Annotated in this window: 33 protein-coding genes and 1 tRNA gene; 31 read left to right on the top strand and 3 right to left on the bottom strand. The window is 58.8% G+C overall.

What is annotated here, in order from left to right; genetic code table 11:
- The first annotated feature begins 16 nt into the window (after positions 1-16).
- The 21 genes from rpsQ (at position 17) to prfA (ending at position 12023) form a co-directional block, all read left to right on the top strand.
- The gene (gene rpsQ / locus SIB72_RS06430; RefSeq protein WP_115019267.1) at positions 17-283 is read left to right on the top strand and encodes a 30S ribosomal protein S17; all 267 of its coding nucleotides are present in this window, start codon (positions 17-19) and stop codon (positions 281-283) included.
- Positions 280-645 (top strand): 50S ribosomal protein L14, encoded by a 366-nt coding sequence (gene rplN / locus SIB72_RS06425; protein ID WP_115019269.1) that lies wholly within the window; start codon positions 280-282, stop codon positions 643-645. Before rpsQ ends, rplN begins: the two co-directional genes overlap by 4 nt.
- 1 nt (position 646) lies before the next feature.
- Positions 647-1003: a 50S ribosomal protein L24 gene (gene rplX / locus SIB72_RS06420; RefSeq protein ID WP_115121294.1), complete on the top strand. Its 357-nt coding sequence runs from the start codon at positions 647-649 to the stop codon at positions 1001-1003.
- A 47-nt stretch (positions 1004-1050) separates the two neighbouring features.
- Positions 1051-1590, top strand: coding sequence for a 50S ribosomal protein L5 (gene rplE, locus SIB72_RS06415; protein ID WP_115019273.1), 540 nt, complete (start codon positions 1051-1053; stop codon positions 1588-1590).
- 19 nt (positions 1591-1609) lie between these two features.
- Positions 1610-2011: a 30S ribosomal protein S8 gene (gene rpsH / locus SIB72_RS06410; protein ID WP_115019275.1), complete on the top strand. Its 402-nt coding sequence runs from the start codon at positions 1610-1612 to the stop codon at positions 2009-2011.
- Between the two features lie 15 nt (positions 2012-2026).
- Positions 2027-2566, top strand: a complete 540-nt coding sequence (gene rplF / locus SIB72_RS06405) for a 50S ribosomal protein L6 (protein WP_115121293.1) — start codon at positions 2027-2029, stop codon at positions 2564-2566.
- A gap of 33 nt (positions 2567-2599) precedes the next feature.
- Positions 2600-2968: a 50S ribosomal protein L18 gene (gene rplR / locus SIB72_RS06400; RefSeq protein WP_115019279.1), complete on the top strand. Its 369-nt coding sequence runs from the start codon at positions 2600-2602 to the stop codon at positions 2966-2968.
- A 13-nt stretch (positions 2969-2981) separates the two neighbouring features.
- Positions 2982-3623: a 30S ribosomal protein S5 gene (gene rpsE / locus SIB72_RS06395; protein ID WP_115121292.1), complete on the top strand. Its 642-nt coding sequence runs from the start codon at positions 2982-2984 to the stop codon at positions 3621-3623.
- A 6-nt stretch (positions 3624-3629) separates the two neighbouring features.
- Complete coding sequence (rplO, locus tag SIB72_RS06390) at positions 3630-4082, top strand: 50S ribosomal protein L15 (protein WP_115019283.1); 453 nt, start codon at positions 3630-3632, stop codon at positions 4080-4082.
- A 101-nt stretch (positions 4083-4183) separates the two neighbouring features.
- Positions 4184-5491, top strand: a complete 1308-nt coding sequence (gene secY / locus SIB72_RS06385; protein ID WP_115019285.1) for a preprotein translocase subunit SecY — start codon at positions 4184-4186, stop codon at positions 5489-5491.
- A gap of 73 nt (positions 5492-5564) precedes the next feature.
- A complete protein-coding gene (locus SIB72_RS06380) occupies positions 5565-6122 on the top strand; it encodes an adenylate kinase (protein WP_115019287.1) in 558 nt (185 codons plus the stop codon).
- A 51-nt stretch (positions 6123-6173) separates the two neighbouring features.
- Positions 6174-6287, top strand: coding sequence for a 50S ribosomal protein L36 (gene rpmJ, locus SIB72_RS06375; RefSeq protein WP_007100636.1), 114 nt, complete (start codon positions 6174-6176; stop codon positions 6285-6287).
- An 86-nt stretch (positions 6288-6373) separates the two neighbouring features.
- On the top strand, positions 6374-6739 hold the full coding sequence (gene rpsM / locus SIB72_RS06370; protein ID WP_115019289.1) for a 30S ribosomal protein S13: 366 nt from the start codon (positions 6374-6376) through the stop codon (positions 6737-6739).
- A gap of 77 nt (positions 6740-6816) precedes the next feature.
- Entirely contained in the window at positions 6817-7209 is a 393-nt protein-coding gene (rpsK, locus tag SIB72_RS06365; protein WP_115019291.1) for a 30S ribosomal protein S11, read from the top strand.
- Positions 7210-7255: 46 nt separating this feature from the next.
- Positions 7256-8194, top strand: a complete 939-nt coding sequence (locus tag SIB72_RS06360) for a DNA-directed RNA polymerase subunit alpha (protein WP_115019293.1) — start codon at positions 7256-7258, stop codon at positions 8192-8194.
- Positions 8195-8230: 36 nt separating this feature from the next.
- Positions 8231-8581 carry a 50S ribosomal protein L17 gene (gene rplQ / locus SIB72_RS06355; RefSeq protein WP_115019295.1) on the top strand — a complete coding sequence of 117 codons (351 nt, stop codon included), beginning with the start codon at positions 8231-8233 and terminating at the stop codon, positions 8579-8581.
- 22 nt (positions 8582-8603) lie between these two features.
- The gene (gene truA, locus SIB72_RS06350) at positions 8604-9482 is read left to right on the top strand and encodes a tRNA pseudouridine(38-40) synthase TruA (RefSeq protein ID WP_413745006.1); all 879 of its coding nucleotides are present in this window, start codon (positions 8604-8606) and stop codon (positions 9480-9482) included.
- Positions 9483-9679: 197 nt separating this feature from the next.
- The gene (rplM, locus tag SIB72_RS06345; protein ID WP_413745005.1) at positions 9680-10141 is read left to right on the top strand and encodes a 50S ribosomal protein L13; all 462 of its coding nucleotides are present in this window, start codon (positions 9680-9682) and stop codon (positions 10139-10141) included.
- Positions 10138-10542 (top strand): 30S ribosomal protein S9, encoded by a 405-nt coding sequence (gene rpsI / locus SIB72_RS06340; protein ID WP_115019299.1) that lies wholly within the window; start codon positions 10138-10140, stop codon positions 10540-10542. The genes rplM and rpsI overlap by 4 nt, the downstream gene beginning before the upstream one ends.
- A gap of 9 nt (positions 10543-10551) precedes the next feature.
- The gene (gene rpmE, locus SIB72_RS06335; RefSeq protein ID WP_115019301.1) at positions 10552-10821 is read left to right on the top strand and encodes a 50S ribosomal protein L31; all 270 of its coding nucleotides are present in this window, start codon (positions 10552-10554) and stop codon (positions 10819-10821) included.
- Positions 10822-10928: 107 nt separating this feature from the next.
- Complete coding sequence (gene prfA / locus SIB72_RS06330) at positions 10929-12023, top strand: peptide chain release factor 1 (RefSeq protein WP_413745004.1); 1095 nt, start codon at positions 10929-10931, stop codon at positions 12021-12023.
- Between the two features lie 27 nt (positions 12024-12050).
- Here prfA and SIB72_RS06325 read toward each other — a convergent pair whose 3' ends face one another.
- Complete coding sequence (locus tag SIB72_RS06325) at positions 12051-12551, bottom strand: HNH endonuclease (protein WP_413745003.1); 501 nt, start codon at positions 12549-12551, stop codon at positions 12051-12053.
- A 73-nt stretch (positions 12552-12624) separates the two neighbouring features.
- Here SIB72_RS06325 and alr point away from each other — a divergent pair, with 73 nt between their 5' ends.
- The 3 genes from alr (at position 12625) to SIB72_RS06310 (ending at position 14430) form a co-directional block, all read left to right on the top strand.
- Complete coding sequence (gene alr / locus SIB72_RS06320) at positions 12625-13806, top strand: alanine racemase (RefSeq protein ID WP_115121390.1); 1182 nt, start codon at positions 12625-12627, stop codon at positions 13804-13806.
- A 69-nt stretch (positions 13807-13875) separates the two neighbouring features.
- A tRNA-Ser gene (locus SIB72_RS06315) sits at positions 13876-13964 on the top strand.
- A gap of 142 nt (positions 13965-14106) precedes the next feature.
- On the top strand, positions 14107-14430 hold the full coding sequence (locus SIB72_RS06310; RefSeq protein ID WP_413745002.1) for a hypothetical protein: 324 nt from the start codon (positions 14107-14109) through the stop codon (positions 14428-14430).
- Between the two features lie 171 nt (positions 14431-14601).
- Here SIB72_RS06310 and SIB72_RS06305 read toward each other — a convergent pair whose 3' ends face one another.
- On the bottom strand, positions 14602-15495 hold the full coding sequence (locus SIB72_RS06305; RefSeq protein WP_413745001.1) for a serine hydrolase: 894 nt from the start codon (positions 15493-15495) through the stop codon (positions 14602-14604).
- Positions 15496-15512: 17 nt separating this feature from the next.
- Here SIB72_RS06305 and SIB72_RS06300 point away from each other — a divergent pair, with 17 nt between their 5' ends.
- The 3 genes from SIB72_RS06300 (at position 15513) to SIB72_RS06290 (ending at position 18087) form a co-directional block, all read left to right on the top strand.
- Complete coding sequence (locus tag SIB72_RS06300; protein WP_413745000.1) at positions 15513-16244, top strand: NlpC/P60 family protein; 732 nt, start codon at positions 15513-15515, stop codon at positions 16242-16244.
- A gap of 42 nt (positions 16245-16286) precedes the next feature.
- Positions 16287-17045: a hypothetical protein gene (locus tag SIB72_RS06295; protein WP_413744999.1), complete on the top strand. Its 759-nt coding sequence runs from the start codon at positions 16287-16289 to the stop codon at positions 17043-17045.
- A gap of 67 nt (positions 17046-17112) precedes the next feature.
- On the top strand, positions 17113-18087 hold the full coding sequence (locus tag SIB72_RS06290; protein ID WP_115121285.1) for a glycosyltransferase family 2 protein: 975 nt from the start codon (positions 17113-17115) through the stop codon (positions 18085-18087).
- 182 nt (positions 18088-18269) lie between these two features.
- Here SIB72_RS06290 and SIB72_RS06285 read toward each other — a convergent pair whose 3' ends face one another.
- A complete protein-coding gene (locus tag SIB72_RS06285; RefSeq protein WP_413744998.1) occupies positions 18270-18740 on the bottom strand; it encodes a HEAT repeat domain-containing protein in 471 nt (156 codons plus the stop codon).
- A gap of 131 nt (positions 18741-18871) precedes the next feature.
- Here SIB72_RS06285 and SIB72_RS06280 point away from each other — a divergent pair, with 131 nt between their 5' ends.
- The 4 genes from SIB72_RS06280 to SIB72_RS06265 all read left to right on the top strand — a co-directional run bounded on the left by SIB72_RS06280 (position 18872) and on the right by SIB72_RS06265 (position 24541).
- The gene (locus tag SIB72_RS06280) at positions 18872-18988 is read left to right on the top strand and encodes a photosystem I reaction center subunit VIII (protein ID WP_115019370.1); all 117 of its coding nucleotides are present in this window, start codon (positions 18872-18874) and stop codon (positions 18986-18988) included.
- 42 nt (positions 18989-19030) lie between these two features.
- Positions 19031-19522: a photosystem I reaction center protein subunit XI gene (locus tag SIB72_RS06275; protein WP_413744997.1), complete on the top strand. Its 492-nt coding sequence runs from the start codon at positions 19031-19033 to the stop codon at positions 19520-19522.
- Between the two features lie 263 nt (positions 19523-19785).
- Complete coding sequence (locus tag SIB72_RS06270; protein ID WP_413744996.1) at positions 19786-22935, top strand: efflux RND transporter permease subunit; 3150 nt, start codon at positions 19786-19788, stop codon at positions 22933-22935.
- A 553-nt stretch (positions 22936-23488) separates the two neighbouring features.
- Positions 23489-24541: a fatty acid desaturase gene (locus tag SIB72_RS06265; protein WP_413744995.1), complete on the top strand. Its 1053-nt coding sequence runs from the start codon at positions 23489-23491 to the stop codon at positions 24539-24541.
- The last annotated feature ends 171 nt before the right edge of the window (positions 24542-24712 follow it).

Raw genomic sequence — 24712 nt, 5'->3', positions numbered from 1 at the left:
CTAAGGAGAACCAACCATGGCACTCAAGGAAAGGGTCGGCACCGTCGTCAGCGACAAGATGGACAAAACGGTGGTTGTCGCGGTGGAGAACCGCTTCCCCCACCCCATCTATCAAAAGACGGTGAGCCGTACCACCCGTTACAAGGCTCACGATGAAGACAACAACTGCCGGGTCGGCGACCGCGTTCGCATCACCGAAACCCGGCCGATGAGCCGCCACAAGCGCTGGGCAATCGCCGAAGTGCTCAGCCACAGCCCTAAAGCTGACGAGGCCGCCAAATGATTCAGCAAGAATCTTTCCTCACCGTCGCTGACAACAGCGGCGCCAAGCGCATCCAGTGCATCCGTGTGCTGGGCAGCAATCGGCGCTACGCCCATGTGGGCGATGTCATCGTGGCCGCCGTCAAGGACGCCATGCCCAACATGGGCGTGAAAAAGTCCGATGTCGTGAAGGCCGTTGTGGTGCGCACGCGAGCAACTCTGCGTCGCGATACCGGCAACTCAATCCGCTTCGACGACAACGCAGCGGTGATCATCAACGACGACAAGAATCCCAAGGGCACCCGCGTCTTCGGTCCTGTGGCCCGTGAACTGCGCGACCGCAACTTCACCAAAATCGTCTCCCTCGCTCCGGAGGTGATCTGAGATGGCAACTGCAACTCCGAAATCCAACACCACTCAGCGCATCAAGATGCGTCTGCGCAAAGGTGACACCGTTCAGGTGATCACTGGTAAGGACAAGGGCAAGACCGGTGAAGTGCTTCGCACCCTGCCCAATGAGAACCGTGTGATCGTGCAGGGCATCAACCTGCGCACTCGACACGTCAAGCCCACCCAGGAAGGTGAATCTGGTCGGATCGTCACCGAGGAAGCATCACTGCATGCCTCCAACGTGATGCTCTATTCGACCTCAAAGAAGGTCGCCAGCCGCGTTGAGCTCGTCACTGAAAAGGACGGCACCAAGAAACGTCGCCTCAAGAAAACCGGCGAAGTGATCGATTGATCCTCGACCCTCTCTTCTGACCAAGTCCAGAAGTCCATTCCCCAGCTATGTCACTCAAACAGCGCTACAGGGAGACCATTCAGCCCAAATTGCTGAAAGACCTCAGTCTCTCCAATGTCCACGAAGTCCCCAAGGTGGTGAAAGTCACCGTCAACCGGGGCCTCGGTGAAGCAGCCCAGAACGCCAAGTCCCTAGAGGCCTCGGTGAATGAACTGGCACAGATCACCGGCCAGAAGGTGTTGGTCACCCGTGCCAAAAAGGCCATCGCCGGCTTCAAAATTCGCCAGGGCATGCCGATCGGCTGCGCAGTCACCCTTCGCGGCGACCGCATGTATGCCTTCCTGGAGCGTCTGATCAACCTCGCACTGCCGCGCATCCGCGACTTCCGCGGCGTCAGCCCTAAAAGCTTCGACGGTCGAGGGAATTACACCCTGGGGGTGAGGGAACAGATCATCTTTCCTGAAATCTCGTTCGACCAGATCGACGCCATTAGGGGCATGGACATCACCATCGTGACCACTGCCCGCACGGATGAAGAGGGCCGGGCCCTCCTCAGCGAGATGGGAATGCCATTCCGCAGCAACTGAGCCCCCCTCGGAAACCACTATGGCCAACCACGACCCTATTTCCGACATGCTCACCCGCATTCGCAATGCGAGTGAGAAACGTCATCAGTCCACAAAAGTTCCCGCCTCGCGTATGTCGCGCAGCATCGCAAAGGTGCTGCAGCAGGAGGGTTTCATCGCTGAAATCAGCGAAGAAGGTGAAGGGATTCACACCAGCCTGGTCCTGGAACTGAAGTACAGCGGCAAGCACCGCCAGCCCACCATCCGCTCAATGCAGCGGGTCAGCAAACCGGGCTTGCGCATCTACAAAAACACCCGTGGCCTACCCAAAGTCCTCGGCGGATTGGGGGTGGCAATCATCTCCACCTCCAAGGGTGTGATGAGCGACCGCGATGCCCGAAAAGAGGGCGTCGGTGGTGAAGTGCTCTGCTACGTGTACTGACCAGGAGCCAGAACTATGTCTCGTATTGGTAAATCTCCAATCCCCATCCCCGAGAAGGTCAACATCACCCTCGACGGTCTTGCCGTGACGGTGAAGGGCCCCAAGGGTGAACTCAAACGAACCCTGCCTGATGGCGTCACCATCAGCCAGGTCGATAACACCATCGTTGTGGCCCCTAGCAACGACAAGCGGCGCTCTCGTGAGCGCCATGGTCTTTGCCGCACTCTGGTGGCAAACATGGTTGAGGGGGTCAGCAACGGCTACAGCAAGAAGCTTGAGATCGTTGGCGTGGGTAACCGCGCTCAGGTCAAAGGCAAAACCCTCGTCGTTAGCGCCGGCTACAGCCACCCAGTGGAAGTGGTTCCCCCCGAAGGCATCACCTTCGCAGTGGAGAACAACACCAACGTCACCGTCTCCGGCACCGACAAAGAACTGGTCGGCAACGAAGCCGCCAAGATCCGCGCCATCCGTCCGCCTGAGCCCTACAAAGGCAAAGGCATCAAATATGCGGGCGAGCGCATCCTGCGCAAGGCAGGCAAGTCGGGCAAAAAGTAATCCCCTGCCAGGCAACCCTCCGTTTCCCCCACCATGTCGACCCTTTCCCGCAAACAGCAGACCCAGAAGCGCCACCGGCGCCTGCGTCGCCATCTCAACGGTTCCGCCACGCGTCCGCGCCTGGCCGTGTTCCGTTCCAACAACCACATCTACGCCCAAGTCATCGACGACGATGCCCAGAGCACCCTCTGCTCAGCATCAACCGTTGACAAGGAACTGCGCACCAACCTCAAGGCTGACGGCAGCAGCTGTGATGCCTCCGTCGCGGTGGGCTCACTCCTAGCCAAGCGCGCCATCGCCAAGGGCATCCAACAGGTGGTCTTCGATCGCGGCGGCAACCTGTACCACGGCCGGGTGCAAGCCCTCGCCGATGCCGCCCGGGAAGCGGGCCTTCAATTCTGATCCTGCTCTCAACATGACCGAACCAAACACTCAGACCCCCGCCAACGACGTCCCGGCAGCGTCCGATGTTCCTGCAGCAGCTGAAGGCCAGCAGCAGGAACAGCGTCGTGGTGGACGCGACCGCGGCGACCGACGTGGTGGACGCCGCGGTGATCGCCGCGGCCAGGAGCGTGATTCCGAATGGCAGGAACGCGTCGTGCAAATCCGCCGTGTCTCCAAAACCGTCAAGGGAGGCAAAAAGATGAGCTTCCGGGCCATCGTCGTGGTCGGTAACGAGCGCGGCCAGGTCGGCGTCGGCGTCGGCAAGGCGGGCGATGTCATCGGTGCCGTGCGTAAAGGGGTTGCCGACGGCAAAAAGCACCTTGTGAAGGTGCCGCTGACGCGTCACAACTCCATCCCCACACTGTCCAATGGACGTGATGGTGCCGCCAGCGTTCTGATCCGTCCTGCCGCACCGGGTACCGGTGTGATCGCGGGTGGTTCCATCCGCACCGTGTTGGAACTAGCTGGCATCAAGAACGTGCTGGCGAAACGCCTCGGCAGCAAGACGCCTCTAAACAACGCCCGGGCTGCGATGGTGGCCCTGGCCGAGCTCCGCACCCACAAGGACACCGCCAAGGAACGGGGGATCTCCCTCGAGCAGATCTACTCCTGATTCCCCATGACCCTTCGTCTCGATTCCCTCAAACCCAACAAAGGCGCCCGTCGCCGCAAACTGCGTAAGGGCCGCGGCATCGCCGCAGGCCAAGGCGCCAGCTGTGGCTTCGGTATGCGTGGCCAAAAATCCCGCTCAGGCCGTCCGACCCGCCCCGGTTTCGAGGGTGGTCAAATGCCGCTGTACCGCCGGGTGCCCAAGCTCAAGCACTTCCCGCTGGTGAACCCCAAGTTCTTCACCGTCTTGAATGTGTCAGCTCTCAATGAGCTCAAGGCCGGGAGCACCGTCAATCTCGACTCCCTCGTCAAAGACGGAGTGGTAACGAGCCCTAAGCACCCACTCAAAGTGCTGGGCAACGGTGAACTGAAGGTGAAACTCACCGTTCAGGCAGCAGCATTCACCGCCTCCGCCCGCAGCAAGATCGAAGCCGCAGGTGGCAGCTGCGAAGTGCTCGACTAGTCACCCCGATTGTCGCAGGCACTTCTAATGTCTGAGCCGTCTGCATGACTTCGGTCATCAGACGGCTTTTTGGCATCACGCCCCACTACCCCATCTCATTCATGCTCGTCAGTCGGGGACGAAACCCCAGCGCCGGAGAAGTGATCACCCAGGCGGTGAGCAATCCCGAACTGCGTGGTCGAATTCTGACCACCATCGGACTGCTTCTGCTGGTCCGCGTTGGCATCTACATCCCGATGCCGGGGATCGACCGTGTGGCCTTCCAACAGTTCCTCGAAGGTGGTGGACAGCTGATCGGATTCCTCGACATCTTCACCGGTGGTGGTGTGTCGAGCCTGGGCATCTTTGCCCTCGGGATCCTTCCCTTTATCAACGCTTCCATCATCCTGCAGCTGCTCACTGCAGCCCTGCCGCAGCTCGAGGATCTACAGAAGAACGAAGGCGAAGCAGGACGGCGAAAGATCGCTCAGATCACGCGCTATGTGGCCCTTGGCTGGGGTCTTGTGCAGAGCGTTGTGTTTTCGCTAATCCTGCGTCAATACGCAACTGAGGGCTTGAGCGATCTGGTCTTCGTTGTGCAGACATCGCTGGCACTGGTGACCGGATCGATGGTGGTGATGTGGCTCAGTGAAGTGATCACCGAGCGGGGGATCGGCCAGGGTGCCTCCCTTGTGATCTTCCTGAACATCGTGGCCACGCTGCCGCAGACAGTGGGTGGAGCCGTGACCCAGGCGCAGACAGGTGATCGGGGCACCGTGCTCGACCTGATCAAGATCACGCTTGTCTTTCTGGCCACGATTGTCGGGATCGTGTTCGTGCAGGAAGCCTCCAGACGCCTGCCGATCGTGAGTGCGAAACGCCAGGTGGGTGGAACAGGCACCCTGCCCAATCGCCAGAGCTACCTACCGATGAAGCTGAATGCAGGTGGGGTGATGCCCATCATCTTCGCTTCGGCCATGCTGTTTCTTCCCGTCACGCTGGCCCAGTTCGCCAAGCAGGAGTGGTTATCGAGGGCTGTCGGTGCGATTCAGCCCGGTAACTGGCCGTACTACTTGCTCTACTTCGCTCTAATCCTGGCCTTTGCCTACTTCTACGCGTCACTCACCCTCAATCCAACCGACATTGCCAGCAACCTCAAGCGAGGGGGCGTAGCCATTCCTGGCGTGCGCCCGGGAACGGCCACAGCCAACTACATCTCCGGAGTACAAGCGCGCCTCACCTTGCTGGGCGGCCTGTTCCTAGGGGCCGTTGTGATCATCCCGTCGCTGATCGAAACCACCAGCCAGGTGAAGCTGGGAGGGCTCGGCTCAACGTCTCTCCTGATTCTGGTGGGCGTCGCAATCGACACCGCCAAGCAGGTTCAGACCTACGTGGTCTCTCAACGCTATGAGGGCCTCGTACGCCAGTAGATCAACAGCAAAGCGCAGTCAACCTTCCATTGGCTCGCAATCGTGCCAATCACACCCCATTGCCATCGAAGCCATGAAAAAACGTCTCCTCTTTCTCGGCCCACCAGGTGCCGGGAAAGGCACCCAGGCGGCCCGATTGTGTAGTCAGCATGGGATGAAGCACCTCTCGACCGGCGACCTGCTGCGGGCCGAGGTGGCAGCAGGAAGCGATCTCGGCAAAGAAGCCGAAGCCGTGATGAACCGCGGAGAACTGGTGAGTGATGCCCTGGTCCTGGCGATCGTGAAGGGGCAGCTCGGGGCACTGGGAGACGGGGGCTGGCTTCTGGATGGCTTCCCTCGCAATGTTGCTCAAGCTGAAGCCCTGGAACCGCTTCTGCAGGAGATCAGCCAGCCATTAGAAGCCGTTGTGCTGCTCGAACTCGACGACGCTGTCTTGATGGCACGCATGCTTGCCCGCGGTCGAGATGACGACAACGAAGAGGTCATCCGCCATCGTCTCGAGGTCTATCGCGAGCAAACAGCACCTCTGATTCACCATTACCGCCAACAAAACCTGTTGATTTCGGTGGAAGCGCAAGGCAGCATCGAATCGATCACTGAGCGGATCGAAGAAGCCTTGAGAAAGGGGTGACAACCGCCCTGTGGTAAGTTAGCTGTTTGGAATTTTGGAGAGCCACACCCCATGAAGGTGCGCGCCTCGGTCAAGAAAATGTGCGAAAAGTGCCGCGTGATTCGTCGTCACGGCCGGGTCATGGTGATCTGCACCAACCCAAAGCACAAGCAGCGCCAGGGTTGAGCCCTAGCTGCCGGTCAGCTGACCGCTGACCACCGCCTCAATTGCCACCGTTAGGTGGCGCCTGTCCCCCCTCGATTGTTTGCTCAGTGGCAAGGATTGCTGGTGTCGACATTCCCCGCGATAAGCGGGTTGAAGTCGCCCTCACCTACATCTACGGAATCGGTCCCACCCGGGCCCGCACCATCCTGTCCAAGACTGGTGTCAACCCCGACACCCGAGTCAAGGATCTGGAAGATGGCGATGTGCAAAAGCTGCGCGGAGCCACTGAAGCCTTCACCATCGAAGGTGACCTACGTCGTCAGGAGGGCATGGCCCTCAAGCGTCTGCAGGACATTGGTTGCCTGCGTGGTCGTCGGCACCGCATGAGCCTTCCAGTTCGCGGTCAACGCACCCGCACGAACGCCCGCACCCGTCGCGGCGCCCGCAAAACCGTGGCCGGCAAGAAGAAGTAAGGCGTGCCACATCGCCCTAAAGGCGAGCCAGCGTCAGCTTCGATCGTCCCCTTTTCACTGCCTTCAGGCCCCCGTTCATGGCCAAGACCGCTAAAAAATCTGGCCCCAAAAAGGCCAAGCGCAACGTCCCCAACGGCGTTGCCCACATTCAGAGCACGTTCAACAACACGATCGTCTCAATCACCGATACCACTGGAGAAGTGATCTCCTGGTCGTCCGCCGGTGCTAGCGGATTCAAAGGTGCACGCAAAGGCACCCCCTTTGCTGCTCAAACAGCTGCAGAGGCAGCCGCCCGGCGTGCGCTTGAGCAAGGCATGCGCCAGATTGAGGTGCTTGTCCGTGGTCCGGGCTCCGGCCGTGAAACCGCAATCCGTGCTCTCCAAGTCGCAGGACTGGAAATCACCCTGATTCGCGACGTCACGCCACTGCCCCACAACGGCTGCCGCCGCTCCAAGCGCCGTCGCGTCTAATTCGCAACGGCCCACTGGATTCTCTCCCTTAACCCCGCTTCAGATCGTGCTGCAATACCAGATCGACCGTATCGAGCATCAGATCGCTGATGATCGCGCCCAAACCGGCGTGTTCCTCATCGGTCCGCTGGAGCGCGGTCAAGCCACCACGTTGGGGAACTCCTTACGTCGTGTGCTCATGGGTGGCCTTGAAGGCAGTGCCGTGACCGCCGTGCGAATCGCCGGCGTCAATCACGAGTACGCCACTGTGCCAGGAGTGCGTGAAGACGTTCTCGACATCCTGCTCAACTGCAAGCAGGTGAGTGTCAATAGCCGCTCAGCTGAACTCGAAATCGGACGCCTGGTCGTCGCTGGTCCCTCTGAGGTCAAGGCGCGCGATCTGCAGTTTTCCTCTCAAGTGCAGGTGGTTGATCCCGACCGCACCATCGCCACGGTGAGCGACGGCCATAGCCTTGAGCTTGAGGTTCATGTCGAGCGCGGCATCGGTTATCGACCGGTTGATCGACACAGTGAAGACACCAGCGCCATTGATCTTCTTCAGATCGATGCTGTCTTCATGCCCGTGCATCGAGTGAATTTCACCATCGATGAAACGGCTGTTGCCGAGGGTGGCTCCGCTCGTGAACGCTTGCGCATGGAGGTGGTGACCGACGGCTCGATCACACCCGATGACGCCATCGCCGAGGCAGCGAATCAGCTGATTGAGCTCTTCCAGCCTCTTGCCACCGTCACGATGGTGGAAGAGCCCGGCCTGGAACCCGAGCCTTCGGCGGAAGCCCAGATTCCTCTTGAAGAGCTCAACCTTTCCGTTCGTGCCTACAACTGCCTGAAGCGCGCACAGGTCAATTCCGTCTCCGACCTGATGGGCTTCAGCTATGAGGACTTGCTGGAGATCAAGAACTTCGGTTCCAAGTCAGCCGATGAGGTGATCGAAGCCCTCGAGCGCATCGGCATCTCGATTCCCCAGAGCCGCACGAGCGCCTGATTTTTTCGTTCTTTACACCCCGCGTCTGCCAGAACCATGCGTCACCAATGTCGAGTTCCTCAGCTAGGCCGTCCGGCTGACCAACGCAAGGCCATGCTTCGCGGCCTGACGACCCAGTTGATCCGCGAAGGTCGTGTCACCACCACCAAAGCCCGTGCCAAGGCGCTGCGTGATGAAGCGGAGCGGATGATCACCCTGGCCAAGGACGGCAGCTTGGCCGCCCGGCGCCGGGCTATCGGCTACATCTACGACAAGCAGCTGGTTCACACGCTGTTTGACAAAGCTCAAGACCGCTACGGCGATCGCAAAGGTGGCTACACCCGCATCACACGCACGGTGCCCCGTCGTGGAGACAACGCCGAAATGGCCATTATTGAATTGGTCTGATCGGGCCTGAGTCCTGATCAGCATGGAGCCCTCGTCTGCTGCTGAGGAGCCGTCACTTCGACGGATTGCCCTCAGCCTGCAGTACGAGGGTTCCTCATTTTGTGGGTGGCAGCGACAACGGCAGGGCAAAAGCGTGCAGGCCGTTTTGGAAGATGCCATCGGCCAATTAGACCCCCATCGTCCCGTGCAGACGTTTGCCGCCGGGCGCACCGACGCCGGCGTTCACGCAGCCGGGCAAGTGGTGCATTTTGACTGTTGCGGCCCAATTCCAGCCTGGCGTTGGGCACCAGCTCTGAATGGTCGTTTACCAGGAAGCATCCGGGTACGCGAGGCAGTGGAACGGCCTCTTTCCTGGCATGCCTGTTATTCAGCCACGTATAGGCGCTACCGCTACACCGTCTACAACGGCCGACGGCCAAATCTGTTCCTGGCCCCGTGGAGCTGGCATCGCTATCAGAGGAAGCTGAACGATGGCTTAATGACCGAGGCGCTCGAGGGCCTGGTGGGACTCCATGATTTCAGCGCCTTCATGCGCGCCGGCAGCCGACGAGCCCATGCACGCACCACCATTCAGGAGGTGAGCCTGGAGCGCCAAGGGGACCTCGTGAACGTCGAGATCCAGGCCAGTGGATTTCTCTACGGCATGGTGCGCCTGCTCATGGGGCAACTCGTGGCCTTAGGCGAGCAGCGGCTCACCTTGGAGACCTTCGAAAGGCGCTGGCGAGAGCGGCGGCGCAGTGAAGTGAAGAATGCCGCCCCTGCGCAAGGTCTCTGCCTTCTTCGAGCCGGTTATGGGGAGTCCATCTTTACGAAAGGCGGGTGGTACGATTGCCAGCCGCGGTATTTTCTGGCATCGCAGGATCCCCCGCCGGATCCGCCAGCGTTGCCGAAAACAGACTGACGCCATGCCGGAGCAGTCATGCGCCGGCCAGATCGGCCCGCTCCGCTCCCTCCAGAGTCTTATTTCCCACCAGGGTGAGACCCACGACGAGGTAAGCTCAACCATTGAGCTTTGATCAGGACGCACTCTGCGTCCGATCCTTTTTGCCCAGCTCCGCCAGCTCAGGTGGGGCATACCCGAACCGGCATGCCGGCGCGATGAACAAGACATCCGTTCCCTCAATCGATTCAATCGAACGCCAGTGGTATCTGGTGGACGCTGAGAATCAGACCCTTGGCCGTTTGGCCACTGAGGTCGCTTCCGTGTTGCGTGGCAAGAACAAGGCCAGCTTCACCCCCCACCTCGACACCGGCGATTTCGTCATCGTGGTGAACGCTGACAAGATTCGCGTCAGCGGCAACAAGCCCCAGCAAAAGCTGTACCGCCGCCATTCCGGTCGCCCGGGCGGAATGAAGGTGGAAACCTTCGAGCATCTGCAGGAGCGTCTGCCCGAGCGGATCGTGGAAAAAGCCATCAAAGGCATGCTTCCTCATAACGCCCTAGGACGCCAGCTGTTCCGCAAGCTCAAGGTCTACAAGGGCAGCGAGCATCCTCATGCCGCCCAGCAGCCCCAGCCCCTCCAGCTCGATCCCGCCGCTTCCGCCGCTTCCACCAAATGAGCACCAACAATTCTGTCGTCTACTGGGGCACTGGTCGCCGTAAGACCTCTGTCGCACGTGTTCGCCTTGTGCCGGGCAATGGCACGATCACCATCAACGGGCGCCCTGGTGACAATTACCTGAACTACAACCCCGCCTACATCGCAGCTGTCAAAGCTCCTCTTCAGACTCTGGGCCTGATTACCGAGTACGACGTCCTGGTCAATGTGCGTGGTGGCGGTCTCACCGGCCAGGCGGATGCCATCAAGCAGGGCGCAGCCCGTGCTCTTTGTGAGCTGTCTGCCGACAACCGCAAGCCCTTGAAAACCGAAGGCCACCTCAGCCGCGACCCCCGCGCCAAGGAACGCCGCAAGTACGGCCTCAAGAAAGCCCGCAAAGCTCCTCAGTTCTCCAAGCGCTGATCTTCTGTCATGCCTAAGCCCGACATTCACCCCACCTGGTATCCCGATGCCAAGGTCATTTGCAACGGAGAGGTGGTGATGACCACCGGCTCCACCCAGCCCGAGATCCATGTCGACGTCTGGAGCGGGAACCACCCCTTCTTCACCGGCACCCAGAAGATCCTCGACACCGAGGGACGGGTGGACCGTTTCATGCGCAAGTACGGCATGGGCGGTGCAGGTGAAGCCGCAGGCGAGAAGAAAGCCGCCAAGAGCGACGCTGCAAAAACCGAAGCCTGAAATTGCTCCAAGCAACGGTCTGACTCCCTTTTCTGACCCTCTTGCCCCCAGTCGCGGAGACCTCTCTGCGACTGGGGTTGTTTTTTGATCACTGCGTGCCGAAGGGGATGGAGATCGCAACCCTGATCAGCCGGCTGGAAGCAGCCACGACGAGTTTTCACACTCTGGAACGGCAACTGGCTGATCCAGACGTCGCCTCCGATCCCAAACGACTCCAGGCGATTGCCCGCGAACGCTCCAGATTGGAACCCCTCGTGCAGGACTACCAGAGCCTGCAGCAGGTGGACGAAGAGCTCCAACAGGCAGAAGCGTTGCTGAGAGAAAGCCGAGGGGATGAGGCCATGGAGGAGCTGGTCCGACAGGAGGTCCAGGAACTGACGCTGACGCAAGACGCCCTCGTTCGGAAGGTGACACTGGCACTGCTCCCTAGTGATCCCCGCGACGAACGCAGCGTCATGCTTGAGATCAGAGCCGGAGCCGGAGGTGATGAAGCCTGCCTTTGGGCCGGTCATCTGGCGCGCATGTATGAACGCTATGGCAGCCGCCAGGGATGGAACGTGCAGCCTGTCAGCGCCAGTGCGGCGGATCTAGGTGGTTATCGCGAACTGATTCTCTCCGTGAAGGGCGACGCGGTGTTCAGCCAATTGAAATTTGAAGCGGGCGTGCACCGCGTGCAGAGGGTACCGGCCACCGAATCCCAGGGCCGTGTTCACACCTCAACGGCCACCGTGGCCGTAATGCCAGAAGCGGACCCTGTTGAGGTCCAGATCGATCCCACTGATCTGGAGATCAGCACCGCCCGATCCGGTGGCGCAGGTGGCCAGAACGTCAACAAGGTGGAAACAGCCGTAGACCTGCTGCACAAACCCAGCGGCATCCGTGTGTTCTGTACCCAGGAGCGCTCTCAACTGCAAAACCGCGAGCGTGCCTTGGAGATTCTGCGCGCCAAGCTTTATGAAAGGCAGCTGGCGGAAGCCAACGCCAAGGAAAGTTCAGCCCGTCGCGCCCAGGTCGGCACTGGTGACCGCAGTGAGAAGATCCGCACTTACAACGCCAAGGACAATCGGGTGACCGATCACCGACTCGGCCGCAACTTCAGCCTTGACCCCGTACTCGAGGGGCAAATGGAAGACGTGATTGGAGCCTGTATCGCCGAGGAACAGCGGGCAAAGCTCGAATCGCTCAGCGACGATGTCGACTGAGTCAGCCGTCGACTGAGGCAGCCACGGTCATGCCCCAATCATATATTTGGCCCAGTCGGCCCGTTGGCCTGAATCAATCTGGCGTCTGGCTTCAAAGCTGAGGTGCCCCATGGGTCGATGCGGCTTGCGCCGCAGCGGCATGTTGGCCTCCTGTGGGGTGCGGTTGCCCTTGCGAACATTGCAGCGAAGGCAGGCAGTGGTCACGTTCTCCCAGAGGTCACCACCGCCGCGGCTGCGCGGCAGCACGTGGTCAATCGAGAGCTGACCACCTCGACAACCGCAGTACTGACAACAGTGATTGTCGCGGTGGAAGAGGTTCCGTCGAGTGAGAGCGAGCTGGCGGAAGGGCACATGCACGTACTGGCGGAGACGGATCACCGTTGGCACATGGAAATCTCCGCGGAGGCAATGGTTGGGGTCATGCTCGAGCCCCTCTGCCTTGCCCTTCAACATCATCACCGTGGCACGGCGCCAGGTGGTGATATTTAGCGGTTCATAGGACGCATTGAGAACGAGAACCTGGACCATGCCAGCCCGCTGATTCCAAGGCATGCTACGGGCAATCCACGGATTGTTCCGTGCCCAGCGCGACCTTCGCTCCATGCGTGATCTGATCAGCAGCGGTCAGGAGGCATCAGGCCTGAATGACCAGAGGCAGCTGGACCCGCGACAGCGAGCCTGGCTGGAGGTCTCCCCGGCTGCGATCGAGAGCAACGTGCGGGCGCTGCGGCGACTGCTTGCGCCCAAATGTGCGCTGATGGCCGTGGTGAAGGCGGACGGCTACGGCCATGGGGCCTCCACCGTGGCCAGAGCTGCGGTGAAGGGAGGTGCGGAGCAGTTCGGAGTGGCCACACTTCAGGAGGGCATCGAGCTGCGTCGAGCAGGGCTTGATCAACCCATCCTGGTGTTGGGCAATCTTCATCAGGCTGACGAGCTGAGGGCCTGCCTGCACTGGCAATTGATGCCCACCCTGAGCAACATGCGAGAAGCCCTGCTCTGCCAGAACCTCGCCGATGGCAGTGGTCGTCGCTTCCCCGTGCAACTCAAGCTCGATACGGGCATGAGCAGGCTGGGCTGTGACTGGGAGGATGCACCCCGTCTGACCGAGACGATCACCCAGCTAGACCAGCTGAAACTGAGCGGCATCTATAGCCACCTGGCCATGGCCGATGGTGGCAGCGATGGAGAGGGAGATCGGGTCACCCGCCTGCAGCAACAACGTTTCGAGCAGGTGCTTCGGGCCCTGCCTACGTCAGGCGCCTTGCGTCATCTCGCCAATTCAGCTGGCACCCTGCGCGATCCGAGCCTGCATCACGATCTAGTACGCGTCGGTCTGGCCCTCTACGGCCACAGTCCCAGCGACCATTTTGAGTCAGTCGTGTCTCTTGAGCCGGCGATGGGAGTGAAAGCGCGCGTCACCTTGATCCGGGATGTTCAAGCAGGAGTTGGGGTGAGCTACGGGCATCGTTTCGTCACGGCAAGACCGAGCCGATTGGCCGTGGTGGGCATTGGGTACGCCGATGGGGTGAGTCGTTGCCTGTCTGGGAAGATCACCGCCCTGTACAACGGCAAGCCCTTGCCCCAAGTTGGGGCTATCACCATGGATCAACTGATCCTTGATGCCACCGATCAACCCAATCTGGAGGCCGGTGATGTGGTGACCCTGCTCGGTCGCGATGGTGATCAGTGCATCAGCCCCAGACTCTGGAGCAGCCTCAGCGATTCGATCCCCTGGGAAGTGCTGTGCAGCTTCAAGCATCGCCTGCCCAGGGTGACGGTCTGAGCGCAGGCCCTGTTTGGCCCAAGCCGCTGCCGAGAATGGGCCACTGCTTGGTAAGGTGTGCAGGCCGCTGGAGAGGTGGCTGAGTGGTTGAAAGCGGCTCCCTGCTAAGGAGTTACAGGAGGCAACTTCTGTCGAGGGTTCGAATCCCTCCCTCTCCGTTGCACTGAGGGTTGTGGAGGTCATCCGACCTCCAAATCCGTTGATGCCTTTCTCTCAGATCTGGCGCATCGTCACTGTCCAAACGTGTGGTGCCCCTGTCCCTCTGTTCCCTCTCGGGGATTCTCCCAATCCCGCAGATCGTTGTTCCAGTCTCCATCCCGCAAGCGTTTCAAGACTCTCTGCCGCGAGCAGGGATTGCAGTCGCGACAGGTTCTCGACCAGCTCGTTGACCTCTACGTGGCCAGCCAAGGTGCCGTGCTTCATGGGCCCGGACACTCGATTCCGCCATCCCCGGTTCCTCTGCCAGAGGAAACCACAAGCGAGCTGATCGAACGCATTGAGCGGCTCGAATGCGATGACCGGGAATTCGTGCATGCCTTTGAGGTGCTCATTCACCGGGTGGAAGCTCTTGAGAGCCGGATTGGGCCACCGAGCGACGAACCCAAACACAAGCCCAAGCCTTGAGATGAAGAAGGGGTGGTCGCAACCACCCCTTGCCCTTGAGACCTCTTTTTGCGATCCGAGGGTGGCGGTCTCCTTGGGGATCTCTTTGTTCTAATCAACGTGCAGGTGCCTCCGCATGAGTGAGAGCACCTGTTCGGATGGCTTGGCTCGGCAAACGAGAGCAACGGTTGCTCAACCCTGAAACGCAGCCAGCTGTTGGGCCAGCTCCGGAAGGAGACCTTCATCACGGGCGCAATCAGCACCTTGGGTGAACACAACCAACAATGTGGGGGCACCTTCTGGAGGGATCCACCAAGCAGCATCATGGCGGGCCTGACTCATCCAACCGGCCTTACTCCACAAGCAACTGCCTTCTGGCAGCCCTGCCCCCAAAAAGCCATCCACCTGATTCTCAGGGTCACGAGACCGCTCCTGCAAGTCGAGAGAGCGCAGCAGCAGATCGCGCAGACGCTTACAAGCCGGAGGGGACAACACTGCATCGGTCATCACCGCCTCAAGCATTCTGGCGGTGACTGATGTGCTGAGGGCATTGCGATTATCGAGGGTCGGACCGTAAAAATCACGGTCCCGGCCGTAGGGTCCGTCGCCCCAAGTTTTCTGACAACAATTGACGTGTTCCAGTTCCGGCCAGCCGAGCTTCAGCAACCAGTCATTCACCAACCGGCGCTGATGTTGCCAGAGCCTCCAGGCCTCCCCATGCAGGGATGGACCACTGGTCGTGCCAGTGAGCAGATCCACCAGCAGTCCTGTGGCGTCATTGCTTGAGTCAGCAATCATGTCGCGCATCGCTCGGCGCAACTCCGGCTCTTCTGGCAACAGATCCTGCTGAAGCCAGGCCTCAACGGCCACGGCGTAAACCAGTTTGACCACACTGGCGGGATAGATCAGTCGTTGCTCTCCCCACGCAGCCCCGGAGCCACTCCCAGAACTCGGATCCGATCGGTCGTAACGCACCCAGGTCAGAGAAAGGTGCTCCAGCAGGTCATCACACCCATGGGATGCCAAGCGCTTGAGCTGAGCCGCCAGGTACTCCTGCATGACCTGGTCGGGACGGTAGAACGCCATGGCACTGGCATCTGACAATGCCGACCCTAGGCACCCTTCTGGCTCCTGAACTTCTCCATCCCGGAAGTCTGTGGGTCCTCGACTCCGGCGTGAACGGCTATGCCCGTTTTGCCGGGTCAAACCTGACGACTCAAGCTGCAGCAGGCCGATGCTTCCAGGTCCTCAACTGGCCATGTCACGGTCGGGTGCGAGTGCGTCTTTGCGAAGACGGCTATCCCTGCTGGCTGGCAGTGGTCGACCTGATGGGGCAGGCCAAAGCCACCCCTGATTGGCGCCCGATTCTTTTCGACACTCCCACCATCGCAGCCCGACTTCCCGCAGTTCTGGACTGGGTCGCCATCGCTGCCGAGAGACACAACAGCTACCTCTGGGGGGGAACCCTGGGCCCAGACCTGGACTGTTCGGGGCTGGTGCAGAGCGCTTTCGCGAGCCAGGGAATCTGGTTGCCACGCGACGCTTATCAGCAAGAGCGCTTCTGCACCCCCATTGCCGTACAACCTGGACAAAGCCACCTCCTTCGTCCAGGGGATTTGCTCTTCTTTGGCACAGCCAAGCGCTGCACCCATGTGGGCATCCATCAGGAGAGCGGGCGCTACTGGCACAGCTCCGGGCGGGACCACGGTAGAAACGGCATCGGCAGAGACAGCATCGACCCCCGTGACGAACACCCCGTGGCCTCTCACTACCGCAACGAGCTAAGAGGTGCAGGCCGAGTGGAACGCTGCCATGACGGCAGCACGCTGCCATAGCGAACACACAGCAAGATGGTTGGCAGGACAAGCCGACGCACGATGGATCCGCTCTCCCTGATTGCAAGCAGCCTTCTCGCCCAGTCGAGCTTTAGCCCCCCAGGCAGGTCTGCCCAGGGCATCGATCTGGCTGGAAAGTACCTCCCTGGTGGCTTCCCAGCCCAGGGGCTCCCACCGGCTGGATATCCACCGACTGGCTATCCAGCTCAGAGCTATCCAACCAGTGGATTCGCTGCCAGCGGCCACTTTCTGCAGCACAGCCAGCCGATCCAGCAGTTGACTCTGGTGAGAACCATCTTTCAGGGGGATTGTCCTGGGGAAAGCGTGAATCCCGTCAAGGGAATCAGCTTCCTGGCCTCCACCCCCCCGGCAAGCAAGCAGCGGATCGTCATCCGCAACCGCCGCACCGGGGGATACACCGATCGTGAATACGACGGTGGTCGCAGCAAGTCAGAGCGCTTTTGGATCAGCCTCGGCACCAAACAGCATGGCAGCTTCCTCTCAGTGCAACCCGGAGCGAACCAGTTCAGTTGGAGAGTGACTCGGGCAGCCAACGCAGCCCTCCCCAAAGAGGGTGCCGCGACGCTCTATGTGACGACTGAAGACCGCATGAGATATCGCGATTTCCGTTCAATCAATGAAGACGCCTATTGCCCAGGGGAGAAATACTCCAGTTCACGCACACCACTCAGTCAATGCAACCACGGGTACTACAAAGTTGAACGGGAAGGGGTTTGCCCTAACGGCACGAAGAGGATGCTGGGCACGCAAACCATCTACCGGCGCAATCGCACTTGGTGAGAGCCTCCGATGCGTGCTTGAGCTCTGCCCCGTGGGCCTAGGTTGCTGTGAATGATCCAACAATGGGATGGCCACCACCCCTGCGACCACACTCAATCTCTCTGTGGTGGTGCCTCTCTACAACGAGGAGGAGAGTCTGCCGGAACTGGTGGAACAGCTTCTGAAGGCTCTGCACCCAACCGGCGAAAGCTTTGAACTAGTGCTGGTGAACGATGGCTCCAGCGATCGAACTGCTGAGGTGCTTGAACGCCTCAGTGCTGAGGTGCCCGAGCTCGTCGGCGTGCTTCTCCGCAAGAACTATGGACAGACAGCCGCCATGGCGGCTGGTTTTGACGTCGCCCGCGGCGAGGTCATCGTCAGCCTCGATGGCGATCTACAAAACGACCCTGCCGACATTCCCAAGTTGCTGGCCACCTTGCGTGAGGGCTACGACCTCGTGAGCGGCTGGCGCCATCAGCGCCAGGATGCAGCCCTGCAGCGGAAGCTTCCATCCAAGATCGCCAACCGGCTCATTGGTCGGGTGACGGGTGTGCGACTCCACGACTACGGCTGTTCGCTCAAGGCCTACCGACGTGAAGTGCTCTCCGATATGCGTCTGTATGGAGAGCTTCATCGTTTTCTACCTGCACTGGCCTTCATCGAAGGCGCCAGGATTACGGAGGTGAAGGTCAATCACCGTGCCCGTCAGTACGGAAGCAGCAAATACGGCATCGACCGCACATTCCGCGTGCTGATGGACCTCCTCACCGTTTGGTTCATGAAGCGATTCCTGACACGGCCGATGTACGTGTTTGGCTTTGCTGGTCTGGTCGCGATTGCCACAAGCCTGATCGCCAGCACCTATCTGCTCGTGATCAAGCTGATGGGAGCTGACATTGGCCATCGTCCACTGATGACCCTGGCAGTCGTTCTCGGCTTGGCCGGAATCCAACTGTTCTGCTTCGGACTGCTAGCGGAGCTGTTGATCCGCACCTATCACGAAAGTCAGGATCGGCCGATTTACCGCATCCGCGAAACATTGCGAGGTGCCGGGGGCAACTAAGCCAGCCTCCGGCCCCATGAACGAATGAATTGAGCGCGGCTGGAGTGCGAGAGCACTGCAACTGCGCTGAAATCGAGTGGTATCGCGTGACATCGACCACAAGCTGAGAAGCACAGCTTGAGCCACCCCGACTGAATGGCTCTTGATCGGACCAATGGAGGCCTCAGCCCTTCGAGATTGACCTAGCTGGTCTTTGAAGCATTGCGAGGAGGAGAGACAGGTGCAGAGGGGCGCACACGGGTGGCACCACGTTGATCAGCCAAGGCCGCAGCAGCTGCCTCCATGACACGACTGTCTGAATCCCTGAGGCCTCGCCTTAACAACGGGAGCATGGACTGATTACCCCAGCGACCCGCAAGGGTCACAGCCTCAAGGCGCTCATCAGGCCCACCATTCATCGCCTTGCGCAGACGTTGCTGCAATGCAAGGGACTCTCTTGTGGACCTTGGTGAATGCCACTCCAGCTCAGCTGATGACGATGCAGCCTCGGCCTCGGCCACTGCCGCCTGAACAAGCTCGACTTGAGCGCGGTTGAGGGCAGCAACTCCAGACACATCTGTGCTGCGCAGAAAGGGTCTGCTCGGACGCCTCCCGAGGGAGTAGAGAACCAAAGCAAGAATGAAGGCAGCGCCACCAACGAAGAACTGAGACATCGCAACAAACGGGGAGCGGACAACCCCGACCAACGTGAAACGGGGATTGAACTTTTATGTCGCCGGGAAAGCCTCAGGGAGGCCCATTGACTCTAGGACTCTAAAATCGTATCGATGCTTTGGGCCTGATCATGACTGGAGACTTTGCAGCAGCGTGGCTGCCTGTGGTGTTCGTGCCAATCATCGGAATTGTTTTCCCAGCTGTTTTCATCGTCCTCGTCGGTCGCGTTATTACCGCAGCCGAATAAGGACAACTTGCCACAAGTGCCCTTACCAGCCATCAATCTCCAATGACCGTCACCCCCGCTGCCGATCCTTGCGTCGGCGACCTTTCAACACCTGTCAACAGCGGCTACTTCATCAAGTGGCTTATCAATAACCTGCCGCTTTACCGCCAAGGAATTACTCCCAATTTCCGTGGAATCGAAACGGGCGCAGCCTTCGGCTATTTGCTGTATGGCCCCTACACAATTTGCGGCCCCCTTCGCAATACCGACTACGCACAAACAGCCGGCCTCCTTGCTGCCATTGGTGCTGTTCACCTGCTTACCCTGCTGTTTCTTCTCTACAACCAGCCAGGAAAGCATCCCAACATTCCTCCTTCAGATGTCACGGTAGAGAATCCTCCTGCCGACCTTTTCACCAGAAATGGTTGGGCTGAATTCACCAGTGGATTCTGGCTTGGCGGATGTGGCGGCGCAGTCTTCGCTTGGCTGCTGTGCGACACCCTGCATGTCCAAGATTTGGTGAAAATTGCAGCTGGCGTTTGGAGCGTCGGCTGAATCAGCCAACAAGAGGGGCAGAGCGTCCCTACGATTTGAGCAATCAATCAAACAAAAGCCTGGGGCATTCTTTTGCTCCAGGCTTTTTCTTTGCAAGTATCCAATCAATTCAATCAACCAAGCCCGCCAAAACACGCAGACTGATCAATAACAACCGTCAAGACATCTCCAACTAAATCCAGCCAAGCCGTCTCGGAAACCCTCTCCATCCACACAGCTGCTCTGGCAGGATCTGGTCTTGTTTCTACCCTTTGCCGGTCAACTTGAGATCCGTCTCCCAACCATTTCTCAAGAGACCTGTCCTGACGGTGGTGTGCACGCTGCTTGTGCTGCTCACTGGTCTGGTATCACTCGTCGGTCTTGGCCTGGAAGATCTGCCCGAACTCGCTCCCACCCAGGTGAGCGTGAGAGCGAGGTTTCCATCTGCCGCTCCAGAAGTTGTTGAACAGAGCGTCACCACCGTTCTGGAACAGCAGCTCAACGGTCTCGATGGACTCGACAGCATCCAGTCCACCAGCAGCCAAGGTCAGGCACGGATCAGCTTGCGCTTCAAAGAGGGCGATCCACAGCTCAACGCGATCAAAGTCCAAAACGAAGTCAATCTGGCGATGCGACGTTTACCTCAGGCGGTGACACGCCAGGGGCTGAGCGTGAACAGGTCCTCCAATGATCTACTGATGATCATTGGATTTAGCCACCCAGGCGATCAGTACGTCTCCACATTTCTACCCGGTTGGATTGAGAAATCCCTGCGTGAGTCGCTGCGCACGCTTCCTGGTATTGGAGAAGTGCGCGTGTTCGGGAGTAGCGAACTGGCCTATCGCCTCTGGCTTGATCCCCAGAAACTCGAGCAGGCCAATCTCACCGTGACCGACGTGAGTCGAGCTCTAGCGGAGCAAAACGTTCTGGCGGCCATTGGATCAATCGGCAGTGCACCGGCTCCAGCCGGTCAGCTGCTGTCTCTTCCCGTGGATGCCGATGGGCGACTGCGCAGCCAGTGGGAACTCGAAGAGATGGTGATTCAGAGATTGCCGAATGGGGGGCTGATGCGTCTCCGTGATGTCGGACGGGTCGCTCTGGGACAACGCAGCTATGGACGAGCGGCCATGAACCTCCAGGGAGAGCGTTCGATCGCCGTTGGCATCTGGCAACGTGATGGTGCCAATGCCTTGAAGCTCAGTCGCGCCATCCAGACGACTCTCGAACGCCTGGAAAAAGGGTTCCCACCAGGGATCACGATGCAGATGATCGTGGATCGAGCCGACACGATTCAGGCCAATCTTGACCGCACAATTGGGACCCTCCGGGATGCAGTGATCCTGGTGTTGATCGTGCTGGTGCTGTTTCTCGGGCGATGGCGTCTGGCCATGGTCCCAGGGATCACCGTACCGATCTCCTTGGTGGGCAGCATTCTTCTGGTTCGACTAAGCGGGTCCAACATCAACAGCCTGATCTTGTTTGGCTTGGTTCTGGCCACAGGGATCGTGGTCGATGACGCGATCGTCGTGAGTGAAGAGATCGCCGATCGCATTGAGAAGGGCGATCCACCGCTCGAGGCAGCGGAACAAGCGATGGAGGAATTATCCGGGGCGGTTGTGGCCACATCGCTGGTGCTAGCCGCAGTGTTTGTCCCGGTTTTGCTCATACCTGGTTCAATCGGACGGCTTTATCAGCCAATCGCCATTGCCATCACCGGGGCGATCCTGTTCTCAACCCTGAACGCTCTGACCTTCACGCCGATGGCCTCGGCACGGGTGCTCAGTCCTGGAGGCGGACGACTCCCAGAGCCGATCCGAAGCGTGAGCAATCGTCTGCGCACCTGGATGCAGAAGACCGAATTGCACTATTCCAGGAATCTTCGTCGCGTACTGACTCAGCCCCAGGTGATGGGGGTGGTGCTGCTCGTTTGCTTAGTGATCACAGCGATCGGGTTAACAACGATGCCTACGGCATTCATCCCGAATGAAGATCAAGGCCAGATTCGCGGTTATTTCACCCTGCCTGAGGGAGCAAGTCTGGAACGCAGTGTTTCCACAATGAACGAAATCCGAGCAGTGATTAGTAAAGAACCCTTGATTCGTTCAGGCAATTTCTATGCCGGAAGTTCCTTTGGCCAGAGTGGTGAAGACAAAGGCTCCTTTTTCCTAAGGCTGCGATCACTGGAGCAGAGGCGTGGTTCGAGCCAAAGCGATCAGGCCATCAAAAGACGGCTGCAATCAAGCCTGAATCAGAGCATCAAAGCGGCCAGGGTGGTGCTGTTCACACCACCAACGGTGGGAGGGTTCAGCGGAGATTCAGCACTGACGGTTCAATTGCTGGATCGCAGCGGAGGACAACTGAGCCTCTCCCAATTCGAACAAGTTGCTGATCAGTTCATCCGCATCGCAAGAGACAGTGGAAAGTTTGAGCGCGTCGGTACCCGTTTTGATGCGAGCTCCTCCCGCTGGATACTCGAACTGGATCGGGACCAGATGGCGGCACTCAATCTTCCTTACAGAGAAACATTGAATGCGATCGGTACTGCCATCGGAGGGCGGTACCTCGACGATACGTTTGCCGATGGGGAAATCCGCAGCATTTGGCTGCAACTGGAAGGCCAAGACCGCCGTAGCCCTGAAGACATCCTGTCTCTGATGCTGCGCACGAATGACGGAAAGCTGATCAGCGCATCAAACGTTGCATCATTGAGACTCGGCGAAGCGACTGCCTCGATCGATCACTTCGCCTTGAATCGATCCATCTCTGTGAGTGCAGTTCCGGCCCGAGGAATCAGCAGTGGTCAGGCGATCACCCTGCTCGAAGAAGCAGGCGAACAGCTCGGCGCCGGCAACATTGGGCTGGCCTTCACGGGGCTGGCAGCAGAGGAGCGGAATGCCGAGGGGGTGACATGGGCCTTCTTCGGCCTCGGTGTGTTGGTGGTCTATCTGCTTCTCGCGGGCCTGTACGAAAGTTTTCTTGATCCACTGGTGATTTTGCTCACGGTGCCGATCGCTTTGATGGGGGCCCTAGCCGGCCTCAGTGTGCGAGGCCTGCCTTTGGATGTATTCGCACAGATGGGGCTGCTGGTGCTGATCAGCCTTGCAGCCAAAAACGGCATCCTGATCGTTGAATTTGCCAATCAGAGGCTGCGCTCGGGACTGCCCCTCCTTGAAGCGATCACTGATGCCGCAGAGGAACGCATGCGTCCAATCCTGCTGACCGCCATCACCTCTCTTGCTGGCTTTGTGCCTTTGCTTCTGGCCAGCGGCAGTGGATCCGCCAGTCGTATCAGTATCGGTACGGTTGTCTTCAGTGGCTTGCTGGTGTCCACGCTGCTCTCGCTGTTTGTGGTGCCGTCGATGTATCTGCTCCTAAAGCAACGGGATGGCTTGGACTTTCAGGGCTGGAATAGAGGAACAGGGAAAAGCTCTTGACGAGTGGTATTGCTTCAAACCAGCCATTCCAGGCCAAAACCATGTGCACCTCCAAGCTGGATCGGCAGGCATCGGCAATCGCCTGAACCACCAGCGAGAGCAGCTGCCAAGGCTGCTGCGAAGTGTTTCGCAGGCATGGAGACCACAGAATGGTGATGCCCGCTGGGGGAGCAGCCCATGTTCCTGCTCATGGAGGTGCGTTGCAGGGGGCGTCCACTCATGCCATCGGCCTGTATGGGCAAGACGACAAACCAGCGAGGCCAGGACCTCTAAGACAATCCAACAAGCAACTGACATCGCTTGGGAATGGAAGGCTCGTTCCACAACCAAGCGATCCATCGCCACTCCAATCAACCTGGTGATCAGCAAAAGCAGCTTGTATGAGTCAGACCGAGACCAAAAAGATTCGACGTATCACGACCAAGCCGAATAGATTCACGGGCCGTGTCCATAGCGGCACCAGTATTGAGGCGAGAACCGCTTGACGACCACTAGCTCGCATCCATCGATATCGGCAGCTCCAAGGCGGATCGACTTCGATCTCAACCCCTTCATGGCGAGCGATGACCGCATTGCCCTCTGGCAAATTTTTAGCACCGTGGCACCAATCATCGCGGTAGCCATGGCACTTGGGTCCGTCACCGAGTCTTTCAACATGCAGGCATTGGTGCTGACACCAGCGCTTGTGATCCTTCTGGTTCTGCTATTGAGCAGAAGCTTTTCGCTCATGCATGACTGCGGTCATCAGAGCTTGTTTCGATCTAAACAAGCCAACCGCATCGCTGCCTTTGGCCTGAGCCTGATTCACGGCATGCCACAACATCCCTGGTCACGAGGACACGCGTTTCACCACCAACACAATGGCAATTGGGATCGCTACCGCGGCCCATCGGCACTGATCACACGCCAAGAATACGAAGGAAAATCAAACCGAGCCAAATTCATCTACAGAATTCTCCGCCACCCTCTACTGCTATTTCCTGGTGGATTTTTCTATCTCATCATCAAACCAAGGATGGCACTTCTTCTCGGCTTTGCCGAGTTTGTGCTTCATTCAATCAAAAGCGTCTATGCGATGGCAAGAGGCGGCAGGTGGCTCTCCCCTACTCAAATCATTAGGAATCATCAATCAAGCTTTTTCTATACGCGCGGGGAGGTAGTCGATACGATTGCAAATACAATATGCGTTGCACTTCTCTGGTGGTGGATCGGCAGCAGCATTGGCCATTGGCACTTTTGGGCTCTCTATGCCCCTGTGATGGCATGCAGCGCAGCACTGATGATTGCTGTATTCTTCATCCAGCATAATTTCCCCGGTTCATACACCAGTGGAGAAGAAAACTGGAGCTATTTCAAGGGCGCAATTGAAGGCTCTTCTTTTCTCCAACTCCCTGCTGTCTTGAATTGGTTCACTGCTGACATTGCCTACCATCATATTCACCACCTCTCTGAGCGGATACCGAACTATCGATTAAAGCAGTGCCATCTGGCCAACCTTCATTTATTGGACAACATCCGGTACCTGCACCTAGAAGAGATTGGAACGTGTTTTTCATTGATCCTTTGGGATCGCAACCAACTCGAACTCACTTCACCAACACAATGAACAGAGCCAGTTGGGTCATTCCTGTTGGCTAAGGGTTAAGGGTCAGCGTCAACATGACGAGGCTCGATCATCAGCCAAAGGACTGCAGGCTGATGACATTCTTGTCATCAGCCTTTCAAGCGTGGCTGAGTGAATGCATCGCAGTTCATGGCTGAACAATCAACAGAATGC

Source organism: Synechococcus sp. MIT S9451 (assembly GCF_047304725.1).
In the GTDB taxonomy this organism is placed as follows: domain Bacteria; phylum Cyanobacteriota; class Cyanobacteriia; order PCC-6307; family Cyanobiaceae; genus Synechococcus_C.
This window is presented reverse-complemented; position numbering and strand designations above follow the sequence as displayed.